The organism is Ruegeria sp. HKCCD7251 (assembly GCF_013031165.1).
Lineage (GTDB): Bacteria > Pseudomonadota > Alphaproteobacteria > Rhodobacterales > Rhodobacteraceae > Ruegeria.
In genome coordinates this window covers 270,284-286,659 of the sequence record NZ_WPZC01000003.1, presented here as the reverse complement: position 1 = coordinate 286,659, position 16,376 = coordinate 270,284, and the positions used below count along the sequence as shown (strand labels likewise).

At 52.5% G+C, this 16,376-nt stretch carries 16 protein-coding genes; 14 read left to right on the top strand and 2 right to left on the bottom strand.

Annotation, left to right across the window (positions count from 1 at the left end; all coding sequences use genetic code 11):
* Window positions 1-702: 702 nt before the first annotated feature.
* Window positions 703-936, bottom strand: a complete 234-nt coding sequence (locus GOX75_RS10605; RefSeq protein WP_170336649.1) for a hypothetical protein — start codon at window positions 934-936, stop codon at window positions 703-705.
* A 135-nt stretch (window positions 937-1,071) separates the two neighbouring features.
* Here GOX75_RS10605 and GOX75_RS10600 point away from each other — a divergent pair, with 135 nt between their 5' ends.
* The 12 genes from GOX75_RS10600 to GOX75_RS10550 all read left to right on the top strand — a co-directional run bounded on the left by GOX75_RS10600 (window position 1,072) and on the right by GOX75_RS10550 (window position 12,084).
* Entirely contained in the window at window positions 1,072-1,824 is a 753-nt protein-coding gene (locus GOX75_RS10600; protein WP_171122846.1) for a Crp/Fnr family transcriptional regulator, read from the top strand.
* 447 nt (window positions 1,825-2,271) lie between these two features.
* The gene (locus GOX75_RS10595; protein ID WP_170329073.1) at window positions 2,272-2,580 is read left to right on the top strand and encodes a hypothetical protein; all 309 of its coding nucleotides are present in this window, start codon (window positions 2,272-2,274) and stop codon (window positions 2,578-2,580) included.
* A gap of 3 nt (window positions 2,581-2,583) precedes the next feature.
* Complete coding sequence (locus GOX75_RS10590; protein WP_170329075.1) at window positions 2,584-2,937, top strand: hypothetical protein; 354 nt, start codon at window positions 2,584-2,586, stop codon at window positions 2,935-2,937.
* A gap of 214 nt (window positions 2,938-3,151) precedes the next feature.
* Complete coding sequence (locus tag GOX75_RS10585) at window positions 3,152-3,781, top strand: hypothetical protein (protein WP_254429639.1); 630 nt, start codon at window positions 3,152-3,154, stop codon at window positions 3,779-3,781.
* Between the two features lie 92 nt (window positions 3,782-3,873).
* Window positions 3,874-5,073 carry a DUF1611 domain-containing protein gene (locus tag GOX75_RS10580; RefSeq protein ID WP_170647618.1) on the top strand — a complete coding sequence of 400 codons (1,200 nt, stop codon included), beginning with the start codon at window positions 3,874-3,876 and terminating at the stop codon, window positions 5,071-5,073.
* The gene (locus GOX75_RS10575; RefSeq protein ID WP_171122842.1) at window positions 5,070-6,191 is read left to right on the top strand and encodes an alanine/ornithine racemase family PLP-dependent enzyme; all 1,122 of its coding nucleotides are present in this window, start codon (window positions 5,070-5,072) and stop codon (window positions 6,189-6,191) included. The genes GOX75_RS10580 and GOX75_RS10575 overlap by 4 nt, the downstream gene beginning before the upstream one ends.
* A 378-nt stretch (window positions 6,192-6,569) precedes the next feature.
* Window positions 6,570-7,142, top strand: coding sequence for a hypothetical protein (locus GOX75_RS10570; RefSeq protein WP_170336663.1), 573 nt, complete (start codon window positions 6,570-6,572; stop codon window positions 7,140-7,142).
* A 297-nt stretch (window positions 7,143-7,439) separates the two neighbouring features.
* Window positions 7,440-7,814 (top strand): hypothetical protein, encoded by a 375-nt coding sequence (locus tag GOX75_RS20570; RefSeq protein WP_171122840.1) that lies wholly within the window; start codon window positions 7,440-7,442, stop codon window positions 7,812-7,814.
* Between the two features lie 180 nt (window positions 7,815-7,994).
* Complete coding sequence (locus GOX75_RS10560; protein WP_371808152.1) at window positions 7,995-8,924, top strand: DMT family transporter; 930 nt, start codon at window positions 7,995-7,997, stop codon at window positions 8,922-8,924.
* 422 nt (window positions 8,925-9,346) lie between these two features.
* A complete protein-coding gene (locus GOX75_RS20345) occupies window positions 9,347-9,772 on the top strand; it encodes a hypothetical protein (RefSeq protein WP_254428732.1) in 426 nt (141 codons plus the stop codon).
* 89 nt (window positions 9,773-9,861) lie between these two features.
* Entirely contained in the window at window positions 9,862-10,218 is a 357-nt protein-coding gene (locus GOX75_RS20340; protein WP_254428731.1) for a hypothetical protein, read from the top strand.
* A gap of 48 nt (window positions 10,219-10,266) precedes the next feature.
* Window positions 10,267-12,084, top strand: a complete 1,818-nt coding sequence (locus tag GOX75_RS10550) for an SLC13 family permease (RefSeq protein WP_171122839.1) — start codon at window positions 10,267-10,269, stop codon at window positions 12,082-12,084.
* 58 nt (window positions 12,085-12,142) lie between these two features.
* Here GOX75_RS10550 and GOX75_RS10545 read toward each other — a convergent pair whose 3' ends face one another.
* Window positions 12,143-13,699 carry an alpha/beta-hydrolase family protein gene (locus tag GOX75_RS10545; RefSeq protein ID WP_254428730.1) on the bottom strand — a complete coding sequence of 519 codons (1,557 nt, stop codon included), beginning with the start codon at window positions 13,697-13,699 and terminating at the stop codon, window positions 12,143-12,145.
* Between the two features lie 381 nt (window positions 13,700-14,080).
* On the opposite strand from GOX75_RS10545, the gene GOX75_RS10540 reads away from it, so the two are divergent.
* Entirely contained in the window at window positions 14,081-14,266 is a 186-nt protein-coding gene (locus tag GOX75_RS10540; protein ID WP_171122835.1) for a hypothetical protein, read from the top strand.
* A gap of 66 nt (window positions 14,267-14,332) precedes the next feature.
* Window positions 14,333-16,333, top strand: coding sequence for an alkyl/aryl-sulfatase (locus tag GOX75_RS10535; RefSeq protein WP_217354426.1), 2,001 nt, complete (start codon window positions 14,333-14,335; stop codon window positions 16,331-16,333).
* Window positions 16,334-16,376: the final 43 nt, after the last annotated feature.

Genomic DNA, 16,376 nt, shown 5'->3' with positions numbered 1-16,376 from the left:
GATCAGAATGCGATTTACCGACAAAAAGCCACCCGCCAAACATTCGTCGAACAGTTTCGGGAAACCGCGCCATATCATCTCCTCAAAGATTTGATTGGGAGTAAAAGTGAACGTTCCTATTAACTCTGGTGACCTTTTTCAACTTGAACCTGCGACCAGAAATTTATGCATCCGATTGCAACTGATGATTAGAACGGTCGCACATCTGGGTTGTCAGAGCCTGCGCGACCATTGAGTTCCTTGAAGTTGCTCAATTTCTTTAACGTGCGGTTCAAGTAAATATCGGCCCAAAGGAGACATCCAGTGCACCCCTCGGATGCTGCGGCTACTGCCTGCGTTCCTGCCGTTCGCTGCGCAAGCGAAATCTGGGCTTTGGTGAACTCACGGTAAGCTGGCTTTGCCGTCTTTCGATCTGGAGCCTTCGCTAAAGCAGCACTTGCTCGCGGTCGCGGCATACTTATTGTTGCGTCGCGGCAAGTGTCACCAATCAGGTCATTCGCAGCCGTTGTATTTGCGTTAACGGGAACCGTACCTTCGCCGCGGCTCGGTCGGACGAGCAAGACGCGGGATATGGCAAGTATTGAAACATTGGTTTTTGCTTCGTGTTTGAACTGATTAGAAACGAGACGCCAATTTTGTGTCTTCTTGCTGTTAAGCTTTTTTGACGAGCATAATCTTGTTTTTCCGATACGGGACTTTACGCTACTGCCGAACCCGATAGCCGGAAGCAATGATCCGGTTAATGAGAAAGGCGACGGCCTGGTGCATATCCTTTTCATCGTTATTGCCGACCGCTGTTTCGTGGGCAGCAGCTGCGTCACGCAGAACTCCCACAATTTCATGTTCGGGCAGGAGCTCACGATCTTTGATTGCAAGCAAAAGCGCTTCACAAATTGAGAGTGCGGCCATTCCAGAGTGGTCTTGCCGGTCAGCCATGGTAGACGTCCTTTTTTAACAGGCGTCCAAGCAAGGAAGCGCCACAATGAATTGCATCATACTGGCATAGATTGCTGTATACTTAACTGATCGAAAGCAGTCTTGGCGTCGGATAGTTTCGCGGGCTGCTCATCGATGAAGGAAGAACACTTGCGCACTATCAAAAACGGTCCACTCACCCGAAAGCTTTCAAACTTCGTCGCTCTTACTGAGGTTGAACTTGCGGCATTGGCACGCCTGCACAAGCGTCGCAGAACCTTTGAAGCCGGACGTGACCTTGTGCATCAAGGGCAATCAGAGCAGGCTGCCTACATTCTGGCCTCGGGCTGGGTTTGTTCCTACAAAACCCAGACTGACGGGTCGCGTCAGATCGTCGATTTCCAAATACCGGGTGACTTTCTGGGCTTGCGAAGCGTTCTGCTGCACACCTCGGATCACAGCATAGAACCAATCATGGAAATCCAAGCCATTGAAGTAGTAGTGGATGATCTCCTGGACGCATTTGCGCAAACGCCCCGGCTGGCGACAGCAATTCTTTGGGCGGTCTCTCGAGATGAAGCGATGGTGGTTGAGCACCTGGTCAACATAGGACGGCGAGATGCGGGTGAGCGCATGGCGCATTTTCTATTGGAACTTGGTGTGAGGCTGTCTCAGGTCGGGATGGCAAGCAAGACGGGATACGCCTGCCCACTGACACAATACCACCTTGCCGATGCACTGGGACTGAGTGCCGTACATGTTAATCGTGTCCTACGGCAACTGCGGGAGAAGGGGCTGGTTACTTTTCAATCCGGGCAAGTGGTATTTGATGATTATGAAGGACTGGTGACGTTGGCCGGTTTTGACCCCACTTATCTGGATCAGGCCGGGCCACTGTTGAAGCAATAAGTTCACCCCTACAGCGATGCCGGGATTTTGATGATCGTTGCCTGTTAGAGACGGAATTCGCTTCGGCAGATTTGGGATTTCACTGAAAAAGAAGCGCAAGATAAATACAGTCCGATTGCGGTACTGGATTTCCTGCGCTTCTCAATTACTCGTTAAGAACACGCCAGCAAATATCCCGCCAACACACATCACGTTGCCGGAATCCAAACATCGTTGCACTGACGCAGGTTAGTCAATTTTTGGCAGTGTGCCTGATCCTCGGGCACCAAATGCATTTGAGATTCCAATAAAATCTCAGGTCATTGGCCGCCGACTAACATCGATCAGCGCGCGCATGACATTTGCACATTATTCTAAACTACAACGCCAGTACTACCGCGGCGCTTACGAGCGTGTACCGCGGCAGACTGCGCGGGGAAGATCCAACAAACTAAATGGAGGACAAAGGTGAGCACAAGATCGTCCAGTTCCTTGGTGACGTTTTCAAATCCGTTCTCTTTGTCCGGCTACCCGGATGTACTTCCTGCAGGCGAGTATGAAGTAGTTGTCGAAGAAGAGCTACTGCAGGGCCTGAGTTTCGAAGCCTATCGCAGAACCGGAACCTACCTGACAGTTCGGGGCAAAGGCAGCAAGCCAGGCCGCACGGAAATGCGCCCAATTGACCCAGAAGATTTTGAACTGGCGCTTAAGCACGACCAGACCTTGGCCACATCTAACAATGACAGCGATGCGGCGCTTTCCCCGCAGGAGGAATAGATTATGAACACGCCCGAATGGCTTAAACCCGGAATCTACGGTGCTCTGATCGGCGGGGTTTTCGTAGGCGTCGTTGGATTTTCATGGGGTGGATGGATGACCGGCGGTAGCGCGGACAAGATGGCCAACGCCATGTCCCGCGACAATGTAATCGCTGCGTTGGTTCCGGTCTGCGTCGACATGGCGAGAACTGACGCCCAACGCGCCGAAAAAATAACGACGATCAAAGAGGCTTCTTCTTTCAAGCAGAAGGATGCCGTCATGGCGGCTGGCTGGGCAACGGTGCCGGGATCCCAAACTCCTAACAAAGACCTGGCGCAGGCCTGTATCGAGGGGCTGAACCTGGATGGATCGTAACTCAATCACTCAACATTCGGACAACGCCGTTTGCATCAGGGCAAATCGAAAAAATCAGTACCGGTTTTGCGCTCACTTAATGGCTGCGTTGTTTGTTGTCGTCTTCAGCAGTTTGGCGGGCTCCTTTATCTCATCAAGTCCCGCATCGGCCGAAACAAATTCGATCCCGGATAACGCGCATCCCAAAAAGTATGGCGACGGTTGGAAATGCGATTTGTCCTATCGGTTGAAAGGCGAAGAATGCGTGGCCATTGTCGTGCCGGGAAATGCCTACCCCACAAACAGAACCTATGGCTCAGGGTGGGCATGTATGCATGGCTTTGTTGAAGTTGGCGGCACCTCATGCACTGAAGTGATTGTGCCTGAGGGTGGATATCTCGATCCATCAGGTGAGAGGTGGCGGTGCCTGCGTGGATACACAAGAGTAGACGATAGCTGCCAGAAAATCGTGGTGCCGGATAATGCTTACCTGACGAATAGCACTTATGGATCTGCATGGCGTTGCAACCGTGGCTACGAAAAAGACGGAGAAGCATGCGTGGCAGTAGTGGTGCCGGAAAACGCTTTTCTGAACGCATCAACCAGCGGGCGTCCCTGGACGTGCGAGCGTGGGTATTTTGAGCGCGACGGACGGTGCGATGCCGTCTTTGTGCCTGAAAATGCTTTCTACGATGACGCGATCCATGGAGTTGGATGGAAATGCGAACGTGGCTACGAGGCGTCCGGTGATCGCTGCAATGCAATCGAGCTACCGGCAAATGCCCATATCGACCGATCCGGCAATGGGTGGCAATGCCACAAAAACTATCATCGATCAGAAGGGCTGTGTGTTCTGAACCAGTGAGAATTCAGACAGAAAGCCCACCTTCCCAAACTTCACAATTTTTGCCCGTCCTTACCAAGGACGCGCGTTTCACACTCTAAAAAGGAACAAATATGAAACCCGTACCCATTGCGTCGGATGCCAAGCAGTTCATTGCCAGCGATGCGCAAAAGCTGGCGCCTGAACAAGCAGTTTTTCCAGAGCTTCACCGCAAGACACTCGTGACAGATACACCGACTGCAATTGTGTATTGCGAAGGAAACTTCGCAAAGATCGATGGCAAGACGGCTAATGGTCTCGTTCGACATTCACAGGCCTATCGCGTTCTTTCGGTGATCGACAGCACGTATGGCGGTTGTGACAGTGGCAAAGTGCTTGATAATATCGCAAATCAGGTTCCCATCTTCGATGATCTTGATGCCGCCGTCGCTAATGAAGCTACGATCCCCGACACTTTTATTTACGGAATGGCGCCGGCCAGCGGCAGAATGTCCCTTGAGGATCGCGAAGTTGTTTTGGATGCGATAACACTCGGAATGAACATCGTCAGTGGGCTGCATGAATTTCTTAGCGATGACAAGGAGCTCGCCGGATTTGCCAAAATTCACGATGTCACGATACGCGACATTCGCAAGCCGCGGCCAAATCCCGACCTGCGCCTGTTAGATGGCAGTATTGGAGACGTCCAGGCGATCCGCATCGCGGTGTTCGGCACCGATTGTGCAATTGGAAAGCGTACAACCGCGACAATCCTGACAGGTGCACTTAACGCGCATGGGATCAAAACAGTTTTGGTCGGCACCGGCCAAACTGGCTTGATGCAGGGCGCCAAGTATGGTGTCGCGATGGATTCGGTGCCGCCGCAATTTTGTTGTGGCGAACTTGAGCGCGCTGTCGTTGCGGCATCCGAGGGTGAGCACCCGGATGTAATAGTGATCGAGGGCCAGGGCGCGCTAAGCCATCCGGCTTTTTGCACATCAGCCTTCATTCTGCGAGGCAGTCAGCCACATGCAGTTATTCTTCAACACGCGCCTAAACGAAAACGTCGATGTGATTTCCCCAACATGACTATGCCCGCCCCTTGCGATGAAATCACCCTGATCGAGGCATTTGCGAACACAGAGGTAATTGGCATGACGATCAACCATGAAGGAATGAATGATGTTGAGATTTCAAAGGCCATCACAGACTACAACTGCAAATTGTATCTCCCGGTCACTGACGCATTGAACCGTCCTCCAAAAAACTTGGTGAATATGGTTCTATCTGCCTTTCCGCGCTTGCAACCCGTACGTGTTACGACGATTGAATGAGCAAGCTGCGTATCGACGTTGATCTGGACAAAATTCGGTACAACACACGGTTCCTGGTCGACCACCTTAGACCCCGCGGAATATCGGTGACAGGTGTGACAAAAGCCGTTTGCGGTCATCCTGAGATTGCGAATGCTATGCTTGAAGGTGGCGTGACAGGGCTGGCGGACGCGCGGATCAGCAATATCATGCGTATGCGCGATGCTGGAATCTCGTGCTCCATATCCTTGATCCGAACGCCCATGCTGAGCCAGGTCGCGCAAGTCCTTGATAACTGCGATGTCAGCTTCAACACTGAGATGGACATTATCGCCAGCCTGGCCATCGAGGCGCTGGGGAAGAACATTACTCACAATATTATCCTGATGGTGGAAATGGGGGATATGCGGGATGGCATCTTGCCTGAACACCTTGAAAGCACTGTGTCTCAAATTCTTAGAATGGAAGGGATTTCTCTGAAGGGGATTGGCGCAAATTTTGCCTGTCTGGGTCATGTGGCACCCTCTGCAGGAGCAATGGAATTGCTTTCGTCGCTTGCCGCCGACACCGAACTTGCAAGTGGACCCGCTCTGGAAACAGTGTCAGGCGGCGGCTCTGCCAGTTTGCCATGGGCGCTTGGCAAGGGGGCGACCGGAAAGATCAACAACCTGCGTCTGGGTGAGGCCATCCTGCTGGGTACCGATCCCGTTTCTGGATACTCGATCGACGGGCTTTACACAGATGTTTTTACGCTTTGGGCGGAAGTGATCGAAACGAAGACCAAATCAAATCCAAATCCCTTGCAAATGAATTATCCCATACCTTCAATGCAGTGTGTGACTTTAGACAGTCCTTCGAATACTCGGTCGATCCTTGCGATCGGACTCCAGGACACTGATGCGGCGGGTCTAATATTCCCTGCTGGCGTCACGTTCGTCGGAGCCACCAGTGATCATATCGTTGTAGAAAACACCAATTGGCTGCTTCGCCCTGGTGGCGAGGTGAAGCTGAGAATGAAGTATAGCGCGCTCTCGCGCGGCATGGCTGCACCCGATGTAGCAAAAGTCTTCCATGGTGATAGCGCTTTGGTTGACTGTAACGCAGCGAACACTGATCGCCCATACTCGAATCGAAAATAGCGCGCCAAGGTGCCGCCGCCTCGGTTCTGCTTCAGCCATCCGTCTTATTCTACGGCTTTACGTAGTAAATGAGGCACCCAATCCCTATATTGGACGTAGCCGCATTCACTTTTCACACCCTATCTGGGCTCGTGGGTGTTGCGGACAATCAAAGGATCAAAATGATGTCTTTCAAAGACCTGACGACCAGAGCGGCTGCCGCACTGAAGGAAAACGATGCGGACGCGCCGAAAAAAGAAGTTACGTCTGAAGCGCCTGACGTCGTCCCCGAAAAACCAAAGCCTAAACCTCAAAACTGATAATACCCTGCCGGGAGTGGGTGGCTTGTTCTTGTCTGCATCTCCGAGCGAGCGGTATCAGCAAAGGAGAATTACCCAAATGAACCAGATAATCAGCAAGACAATCGCAGTCTTTTCCAGGCCGTTTACTTTCCCTGGCTTCGACGAATTACTCCCGGCAGGCGAGTACGACATAGAAACTGAGCTTTCCGCACCACCAGATTATTCGGACCCAGAAGCCTGGAAGGCCTCGGTGTTAATCTGTCTGCATCCACGGAAATCTTACCCCGGTCTGGCGCGTACCTTGACCGTTTCTCTTACTGATTTGGAGAGAGCCCGCGCAAAGGATAAATTGTCTTCAAAGCAGTTGTCGCAGTTCTTGCTCGACCAACTTTTGGCCGATCCCATGGTGCAATTGATTATGGAAGCGGATGGCGTTTCAGAGACTCAACTTCGGCACCTCTACTCGGAGTCGCTCATCTCTGAGGCAGACGACATATCATCAGATCAACGAGCCCTACCGCGAGGATGCGGAAACGGTTCTCGGTATACTTTCGCTGTCCAAGCTGCTGAGAACGAAGGAATGCCGGTTCGTCCTATTAAAACCCCTCGGATTACAGGCCGTCCCATTGGACAGACTGAAATGGGCAGCTCCTTCAATCTCAAGGCTTAGGGCTCGGAACTTTCTTTTCCAGTCGCTGTATAAACCAAAACAGAAATCGAGGCTAAGAACTGATGGAAGACTCCGACGACGAAGCAGATACGATCATGGCTTGCGCCCACAATGACGTGCCGCAAGAACGCCCGTGTCTTCGTTGCAGAACTCCATTCTGGAGCGAAGGGTTCGGAGAGCGGATTTGTCGACGCTGCAAGGGGTTGAACGCGTGGCGAAATGGCGTATCGGAAAGCCCTGGGTTTGCTCGGCGTCGCTGATGTACTGACATGTAGTGGTTCCGATGTGATCTGACAGTTGGCCGTTTTTCCTGTGGTGTATGCCAGATTAAGTTTGGTTCCGGATCTTTTGCTTCCTGATCTCTTTGCTCTCGATCATGGTCTGGAAGGGTATTCTTCTGCAACACACTTTGCCCTGATGAGTGTGCTCTTGGTTGTAGTGGTGCAGCCATTCTTCCAGATCGGCTTGCAGCGAAATCTGCGCCGCGAGCGCACGCAAAACGATTATGCTATGTCCGAGTTGGACTCGGAGTTGCCATGCGGTCGTGCGGCGAGATGCTCGGTTTCAGGCCATTCTGAACGTCCGCTCTCACTGTCCTGGCACCATCTCATCGCACTGGCGGCGAATGGCCGGATCCCGCCCTGGCGTCCCAAAGAAGCAAACGGCCCTTAGCTGCCTTTGACCCTGCCACCTGATGCGGCTGTACGGCCCGTCAGAGGAGACATTCGCCGCGAGCGCTATATCCAATTCAACCCGAACTCGTGGATTGCGGGATTTTTGCCTGTCGTCGTATTGAGAACAGACACGCATTTGGCGACATATCTAAATGAAACGATGACCTCTGCTGAAACCATACCCCAATCTCCGGATCGCACCCTTGTCGGCGTTGCGCTGATGCTGGGGTTTTGCCTAACCGCTCCTTTGCTGGACGTTTCTGCGAAACTCGCGTCGACCAGCGTGCCGGTTGGGCAGATTACGGCTGCCCGGTTTGTGGTGCAATGCGCGCTAATGGCGCCTTTCATCTGGATAATGGGTCTGTCAGTGCGCGTGGCGAAAGATCAGGTGATGGTGCTGGTTTTCCGCTCATTGCTGTTGGTGTTCGCAACATTTTGTTTCATTGCCGCAATCCGGGTGATGCCCCTTGCCGATGCGCTGGCAATCGTGTTCATTGCCCCTTTCATCGTCTTGTTGATCGGCAAGTTCTATCTTGGTGAAGACGTCGGCCCGCGTCGCGTTGGCGCGGCGCTTGTGGGGTTTGTCGGGGTGTTGTTAGTCATCCAGCCCAGTTTCGCAGCTTTCGGCGCGGTTGCCATTATTCCGCTTGGCACGGCAATTGCCTTCGCCTTCTACATTCTGTTGACCCGGGGATTGTCGCGTCGGGTGCACCCTGTGACCCTGCAATTCCACACCGGCCTGATCGCCAGCCTGTTTTGCATTCCAGCTCTAATTATTGCCCAAGGTTCCGGCTCTGATTTGTTTGATCCCGTTTGGCCGACAGATATCGCGTTGTTGTGGCTTTTAGGCGCTGGCTTTTTTGCGACGGTGAGCCACATGCTGATGACCTACGCGCTGTCTTTTGCGCCTTCCGTCACGCTGGCACCGCTGCAGTATTTTGAGCTGCCGATAGCGACCTTGTTCGGCTATCTTGTCTTTAATGATTTCCCGAACACGCTTAGCCTGCTTGGCATTGCCATCATCATCGGTGCAGGGCTGTATATGATACATCGCGAAAGGGTGGCCGCCAGGCAGCTGGTCACCGTACGTGCCGTAACTCCAATCTAAGGCTACTCGCCCGGCCCGTTCCGGACACTCATCGTTCAATCACATTCTGCGTTGTAGCATCAAGAGCCGACATTCGAACTAATCTCAGATTCCGGTCAACCTGTAAGTCGACCAATCCACCAAATTGTGTTCGAAATCTCTCGTCTATTTGGTGCAGCTCCGTTTCTCCAGGATTGGACCTCAGCGGCCGCTCTCAATTCCCACTGTATGTGTTGCACTCATTTCGTTGCTCCTAAATTCGAGCGTCTCAAGCGTAGTCGTTTAGTCCGGAGAATAGGTAGATTTATATTCAGATTGGATTGAGTGTTAGGGTGCAGTCACAACAATGTACCCGCACCTTCAAGCAAAGGTGCTCTTGGACTTTGGGGGATCGAGTGATCGAATTTTACAAATCTATCTTGAGAACTACGGGACATCGTCAGGTGGTCAACATCTTGCTGTCGCTGGCCATTGCCGCCCTGGCGGCGTTTCCACTGAACTACCAGAAGGAAATCGTGAACGGTCTGACCGAAAAGAACATAAGCCCCGGAGGCTTGCTGTGGCTTGGTGCTGCTATGGGCGCGGTGATAACCCTGAGCCTCGCGCTGAAATGGGTGCTGGGGTATCTTTCGAGCGTCCTTGGCGAGGACATGATCCGCAGGCTGCGCAAGCGTATTTGCAACCTGTCTCGCGAAAACCCGGCGGGTTCCGAGAAAGTTGCCTACGGTGCCAAGGCAACAATGGTGTCGGCCGAAGCCGAACAAGTAGGAAAGTTCTCCGGTAGCGCCTTGTCTGAACCCATCGTACAGGCCGGAACCCTTGTTGTGATTGTCGGGTATATTGCGGCCAATCAACCCTCTCTGGGCTGATTGCAATCGGTATGATTATCCCTCAGGTGTTTATTGTTCTTCTCGTCCAGACGCGCGTAAACTCCCTTGTGTCAGACAGAGTTCACACATTGCGCAAAGCCACAAACTGGCTTGTTGACCCTGATCGCTCGGCAGCGGAGATTACTCCTAAATTTGACGAGATCTACGATACCCGTTCCCGGATATTCGTCTGGAAGCTGTCTTCGAAATTTGTACTCAGTGCCATTAACGGCGCCGGGACGGTGGGGGTTCTTGTTGTGGGCGGTTGGCAGGTCCTGGAAGGCAATACGGATGTCGGCACAGTCGTCGCCGCCACCGTAGGTTTGACACGTCTTCAGGGCCCGACGCGGCAGCTGATTGCCTTTTATCGACAGGTCAGTGCAACAGCTGTGAAATTTGAACTGCTGCGGGAAGCAGGCGTGGATATGGCTGACGCGACCACCTGAAATTTGCACGCATGGATAGACGCCCTATCGTTTGAAGGGAGTAATATAATGACGAATGAAGCCGGATTTGTCTTCGCTCTGATTGCCGTCGCGGGTGTGCTGATGGCAAGCAACCGTGTTCGCTATGACTTCGTTGCCTTGATAGTTGTTCTTGCGCTTGCCCTCAGCGGCACGCTGACAATTGGAGAAAGCCTCTCGGGCTTTGGGAACAGCGTTGTAATCCTTGTCGCCTGCCTTCTTGTGCTGGGCGAAATGTTGGATAGAACCGGCGTCGCTCGCGCAGTAGGGGACGCCATCATGCGGCACGGTGGTCGTGGTGAAACTGGATTGCTGGTGCTCATCATGATCAGCACGGCGCTTCTGGGGAGCGTTATGAGCTCAACAGCCGTCGTCGCAATTTTCATACCGGTCATTCTGCGAATTGCTCAAGAAACGGCAAACGACAAGGCTCGTTTTTTGATGCCGATGTCCTATGCCGCGTTGATAAGTGGCATGCTGACCTTGATCGCCACGCCTCCGAACCTTGTCGTAAGTGATGAGTTGGTCGCGCAGGGATACCAACCTTTCGGTTTGTTTTCCTTCTTTTTGATCGGCGCGTCGGTTCTGGTTGTTGCAGTCCTGTTTGTCTTGTTTTGGGGCCGCTACCGGTTGAAGACCAAATCGACCCCTGATGAGCAGGAGCTCGCAATTTCCGGAACGACGCTTGCAGGTATGTGGGAAACCTTTGGATTGGATGTACATTCCGCGACTTTCAAGGTCACTGGCAAAGTACTCTCAGAGGACGTTGACAAGCTGACGGGAAGTGGCACGGCAATACTCGTTCGACTGCGGCCTGGCGCCAAAGGAAAGTACCTCGCAGCCATGTTTCGTGAAGGTATGGAATTGTTACCGGGTGACATTGTTTTCATTCGAGGATCCCAAAATGCACTGGCGGAGATATCAACCAATACGTTGTTTTCCAAAACTTTGGGTTTTCAGAAATCAAGTACTGTTTGGATCGATCAGTTGGGTCTCGCGGATGTATTGATCCACCCCGAGGCTACTGTGATTGGTCGACAAATGCATGATGCACCCGGGTTCGAATCCAAAGGGATTGAGATTGTTGGCCTGGTGAGAAACAGCGAGCCCGTCGAACACCCCAACAGTACAGTACTGCAAGCAGGCGATCGTCTTATGCTGGCCGGATCGTGGGAAGACTTGGATCGTGCGGTTGAAAGGCATGATATGTTGGTGCTTTTGTCCTTCCCAAATGAGCGGACATCCGTCCCACCGGCAGCTACGGGTTTTTGGGCTGCGATTGCCATCATGGTCACGATGGTTGCTCTAACGGTCTCAGAACTCGTCTCAATAACTACTGCAGTACTGATGGCCGCGGTAGCGGCAGTCTTGCTTCGCACTCTTTCCGCCGAAGACGCCTATCGCGCCGTAAAACTTCCAAGCCTCGTTCTTATCGCCGGGATGTTGCCACTTGCTGACGCGCTGCAGGCTACGGGCGGATCGGACATAATCGTTGACCAACTTCTTTACATTGTCGGAGAAGCCAGTCCGCGCGCAGTCATGGCGGCGATCTTTGTTTTAACGGCCCTATTGGGCTTAGTCCTATCCAATACTGCCTCTGCGGTACTTGTTGCGCCGATTGCTATTTCAGCCGCCGAAGCACTTGGGATTTCACCATACCCAGTTGCGCTGTGTGTTCTGATCGCTGCATCCGCGTCATTTTCGACTCCGATCTCAACACCTGTGGTCACATTGGTCGTTGCACCTGGGGGGTATAGTTTTGCTGACTTCCTCAAACTCGGTGTGCCACTCACAATTTTGACCGGCACTGTCGCGGTGGTCATCGCTCCAATGCTGTTCCCTTATTAACGGTTTACTCCCTAATTTATGTCGTTGTTTTAGTTGACACTTCGGGGGAAAAGTGAAGTCAATTGTTTACACACCCATACTGGAATCCAACATCGCAGTGAGCAACGAGGCGTTCTGTGTCTTTTTCAGTCCAGTTCTCGGGTGCAGTAACCTGTACCCACGGACCTATGTAATCCTCGGCAAAGTAGGCATGCCCATGTCCAGGTGGTGTCCCGAAAGATAATGCCATATCGAGCGCCAACTGAAACTTGGTCACAACCGGTATAAATGTAAGGTGTTCTGAAACATCTTCCGCGGGCGGTTCTTTCATCCATGGAGGAGCGCGCCAGAAGGAAAACGGATCGTAAAAGACAATTGGATCACTTGAATACTGCAAGAAGACAATTCGCATCTGGCCCCAATCAGCCGCAGCCTCAGACGCATCCGCAAAGTGGGAAGCGTAGCGAACAATCGAACCATCACCAATTGTAGGCAAAACCCAAGGGCTGCCCGGTTGTCGGGAATTCTGCACACGCTGCCAAAAGTCTGAAGGAAATGGCGGCCCCGCCCAGAACGCTCCGTCGATAGGATCACCAACCAGACGAAACAGGTTGGTTGCATACATCGACGACCAGGCCCCGAGACTTAGTCCGTGCGCATATAACCTGGGGCGGTCTTCTTTCGGGAGGGTTCGCCAATAGTCATGCACAACTTCCATAAGAGCGGTCGCCTGATCCAGGCCAGTGCGGGTTTCAAGAACCAAAGCAAGTGGTGATTGCATATAGGAATACTGGACGCTTACGGTCGCTATATCACCGTTGTGCATGTATTCGACGGGATCATGCGATCCCGGATCCATCCAACCGGTTCCGGTGGGGCTTGTAACAATCAGGATTTTTCGTTCAAATGCACCAAGGCGTTTCAGCTCCGCCAAGGCCAATTCCGCCCGCTCCATTGGTGTGTCGGCATTTGCCCGACCCACATAAACCCTTATTGGGTCCAAAGCGGGTCTGCCAGAAAAATTTGAAATAGCTTCCGCATCCGGCCCGGTCTCGACAAAGTCGCGGCCCGGCTTGCCCATAGCCGCCCAATCGATGAGCGAGGCAGACGACCCGGTTTTGTTTGGATTGGCAGGCTTTGGTGGCGCGGTGTCAAAAAGTTCCTGAGCCGCCTCATAACTTTCGTCGAGCGTAGCGACTACCCGATCGAAAACGCCATCTCGAGTTAAGATAAACAGTACTGTGAACACTGTTAAAGCGCCGAGGATATTGGCCCGCCTTGGCGGCATGAACCGATAGAACTTAGCGCGCGTCCATCGAAACATGCCTTCAATCAATTTGCCGATCAGATAGGCGGCGGAAAATGTGAGCAAAGCGATGGGTAGCATTGTCATCAGGTATTGGGTTTCGGCCGCTGCAAGCCCCATCTTGCTACGCAAATCGTTCTGCCACTCAAGGTTAAGGGTGATCGACCAGACCGCGAATGTCAGTACTGTACCCGTAAGCAACACATCACGCAGAACAGCCAGCTTACGTGGAATTACAGGCAGGTCGGCTGCAAGCCAGATCAAGCCAATCACTTTCCCTATCAAGTATCCAAGCGACATGACCAGGCCACCAAGAACGCCTTGCGCCATCGGCCCTCGGGGGATCATGGACGGTGTCAGTGACGCCGCAAACAAAATCAGACCAAGCAGAAAACAAGGAATGGACAATCCAGCAATAAAAGCGCGCAACCGAACCAATTCCCTCATCCTTCCTATCGTACGGCTTGGGTCCGCCCTGCTTCAGCTAAGAAATTCGCGAAGTTTGCGGCGCGAGCCAGGAACGTTGTTGACTAACTGACCCGTCACAAAATTCACAACAAAACCTAAGCATAATGATATTCTTACATATAGAATACATTATCTTTTGTTGCCGAATGCCAGTCTTTGCATCGGCACGTTTGTGTCCGTGCGACCTATCACGTGGTGCAATCGGGGATTTGGAAACAATGATCATTCGGGGGGAAGATCAACATGTCGTCAAACAACACCGATCCAAACGACAAGAATGAACGGCATCGGGCACCGCTTTTTGGTATGGCCGGCGTCGTAGGCTTTGTCGCAGTCCTTTTTGTCCTGTTCATGGTCTATCTATTCACTCGTTCAGAGGGCGCGACCCGGATCGCTCCCGTCGGCGGTGATGCAACCCAAAGCGAATAAACTATCCAACCTTCACGGATCGGTTCTGTTCAGGAATCTCTCATTACAATCAGGAGCAATTTGATCATGCCCAGCGAACGGCCACATTTTCATGCCAAAGGCAATCCTCCGTCACAGCACACCAAATCCGTTCTGGAGGCCGCACACGATGCCTTGCCTTTCGAAGATACCCGCGACTTCGACGAATGCGAACGCGGTCTGATCGCAAAAATGGAGCATCCTAAAATCATGGCGGATGCAGGCAATGTTGCGTGGGACATGGGGCAGTTCGATTTTATTGACGAGGCGGATAGCTACGAAAGCATTCACCCTTCGCTGTTTCGTCAGGCAAAGCTGAACCAGGATTACGGACTATATGAGGTCGTCGAGGGTATTTATCAAATCCGCGGTTTCGACCTGTCCCAGATGTCTTTTGTTCGCGGGAAAACTGGTTGGATCGTTTTCGACGTGATGGTGTCAGCGGAAACCGCACGCGCCGGGTTGGAACTGTTTCGATCACATATTGGCGGAGAGCTTCCCATTACCGCTGTGATCTACTCGCACAATCATGTGGATCATTGGGGCGGGATAAAGGGTATCATATCGGAAGAAGATGTGGCGGCCGGCAAAGTAGAAATCATCGCTCCCGTTGGCTTCATGGACAATACGGTGTCCGAAAACGTTTATGCTGGTAACGCTATGAATCGCAGGGCTTATTACCAGTACGGTATTCTACTACCCGTTGATCCACATGGCTATGTCACACAGGGTCTGGGGCAGGCTGCATCACGTGGCGCTGTGACTCTGATTGCCCCTACGCGGATCGTCTCAAAAGACTATGAGGAATTCGAGGTGGATGGCATTCCGATGGTTTTCCAAAACACGCCGGATACTGAGGCGCCGTCGGAAATGAACACCTACATTCCCGGCATGAAGGCTTTGTGGATGGCCGAAAATGTCACCCACTGCTTGCACAATATCTATACCCTTCGCGGCGCTCCGGTACGCGATGCGTTGGTTTGGTCAAAGTACATAGCGCAGGCCTTGTACCGATTTGGTCAAGAGGCCGAAGTTATGTTCGCCGCGCACCACTGGCCGCGATGGGGAAATGCGAGGATTCAAGAGGTGCTGCGGGCGCAGCGCGATATCTACGCGAATATGAACAATCAGGTTCTTCATCACGCAAACAACGGCGTCACAATCAACCAAATCCATAACGTCTACAAAGTCCCCGAGGGTCTTCAGAAACACTGGCACGCTCGCGGTTACCATGGCTCACCTGAGCATAACAGCCGTGGTGTAATCCAGCGATACCTCGGATTTTGGGACTGTAATCCTGCAACACTGATTCCGCCTTCACCGGAAAACTCAGCGCCGGTTTACGTCCGACTGATGGGCGGGGCCGAGGCAATTGTCGCCAATTGCCGTGAAATGTACGACGCTGGTGACTATTTGATGGTTGCTGAAATTCTGAACAAGGTTGCGCTTGCCGAACCCGAAAACGAAGTCGCTCGTGATCTTCTCGCGGATGCCTTCGAGCAAATCGGTTATCAGCAGGAAAACCCTGGGCTTCGCAACTCATTCTTGGCGGGGGCTTTTGAATTGCGATCCGGTATCCCTTCCGGGCAGGCCGTCAAAACAACCAATCCTGACGTTATGCGCGCCATGTCGACTGAGCTGTTCCTGAACTTCCTCGGAATCCGGCTCGATAGCGAAAAAGCTAAGGGGCTGAGGTTTACGATCAATCTGAGAACTCCGGATAATGGAGAGGAATTTATTGTCGAACTGGAAAACGCGACGTTAACGAACACAAAGGGGTATCAGGCTGAAACTGCTGACCTGACGCTGGCGATTGACCGCGCCAAGCTGGAAGAAACTCTGGCCGGAGAGAAGAGTTTTGAGCAACACATTGCCGAAGGATCCGCGCAGATCACGGGTGACCCCTCCATTCTGAAAACACTGGCCAGTCTGCTGGTGGATTTCGACCCAAAATACGAAGTCTTTCCGGGCACACGCGCCAGTGATGAACAAGCCATTGAACACGACCCCTATGACGCGGAAGAACTGAAGGGCGTGGTGCCTGAGTGATGTGGTGCTCCCGCGCCGAATACCCAAAATATACTGGATCGCG

Coding starts and splice junctions, on each gene's coding strand:
- GOX75_RS10575 (WP_171122842.1), top strand. CDS start 5,070: ATGAGCAAGCTGCGTATCGACGTTGATCTGGACAAAATTCGGTACAAC.
- GOX75_RS10580 (WP_170647618.1), top strand. CDS start 3,874: ATGAAACCCGTACCCATTGCGTCGGATGCCAAGCAGTTCATTGCCAGC.
- GOX75_RS10590 (WP_170329075.1), top strand. CDS start 2,584: ATGAACACGCCCGAATGGCTTAAACCCGGAATCTACGGTGCTCTGATC.
- GOX75_RS10550 (WP_171122839.1), top strand. CDS start 10,267: ATGACGAATGAAGCCGGATTTGTCTTCGCTCTGATTGCCGTCGCGGGT.
- GOX75_RS10570 (WP_170336663.1), top strand. CDS start 6,570: ATGAACCAGATAATCAGCAAGACAATCGCAGTCTTTTCCAGGCCGTTT.
- GOX75_RS10600 (WP_171122846.1), top strand. CDS start 1,072: ATGAAGGAAGAACACTTGCGCACTATCAAAAACGGTCCACTCACCCGA.
- GOX75_RS10540 (WP_171122835.1), top strand. CDS start 14,081: ATGTCGTCAAACAACACCGATCCAAACGACAAGAATGAACGGCATCGG.
- GOX75_RS10535 (WP_217354426.1), top strand. CDS start 14,333: ATGCCCAGCGAACGGCCACATTTTCATGCCAAAGGCAATCCTCCGTCA.
- GOX75_RS10545 (WP_254428730.1), bottom strand. CDS start 13,699: ATGGCGCAAGGCGTTCTTGGTGGCCTGGTCATGTCGCTTGGATACTTG.
- GOX75_RS10605 (WP_170336649.1), bottom strand. CDS start 936: ATGGCTGACCGGCAAGACCACTCTGGAATGGCCGCACTCTCAATTTGT.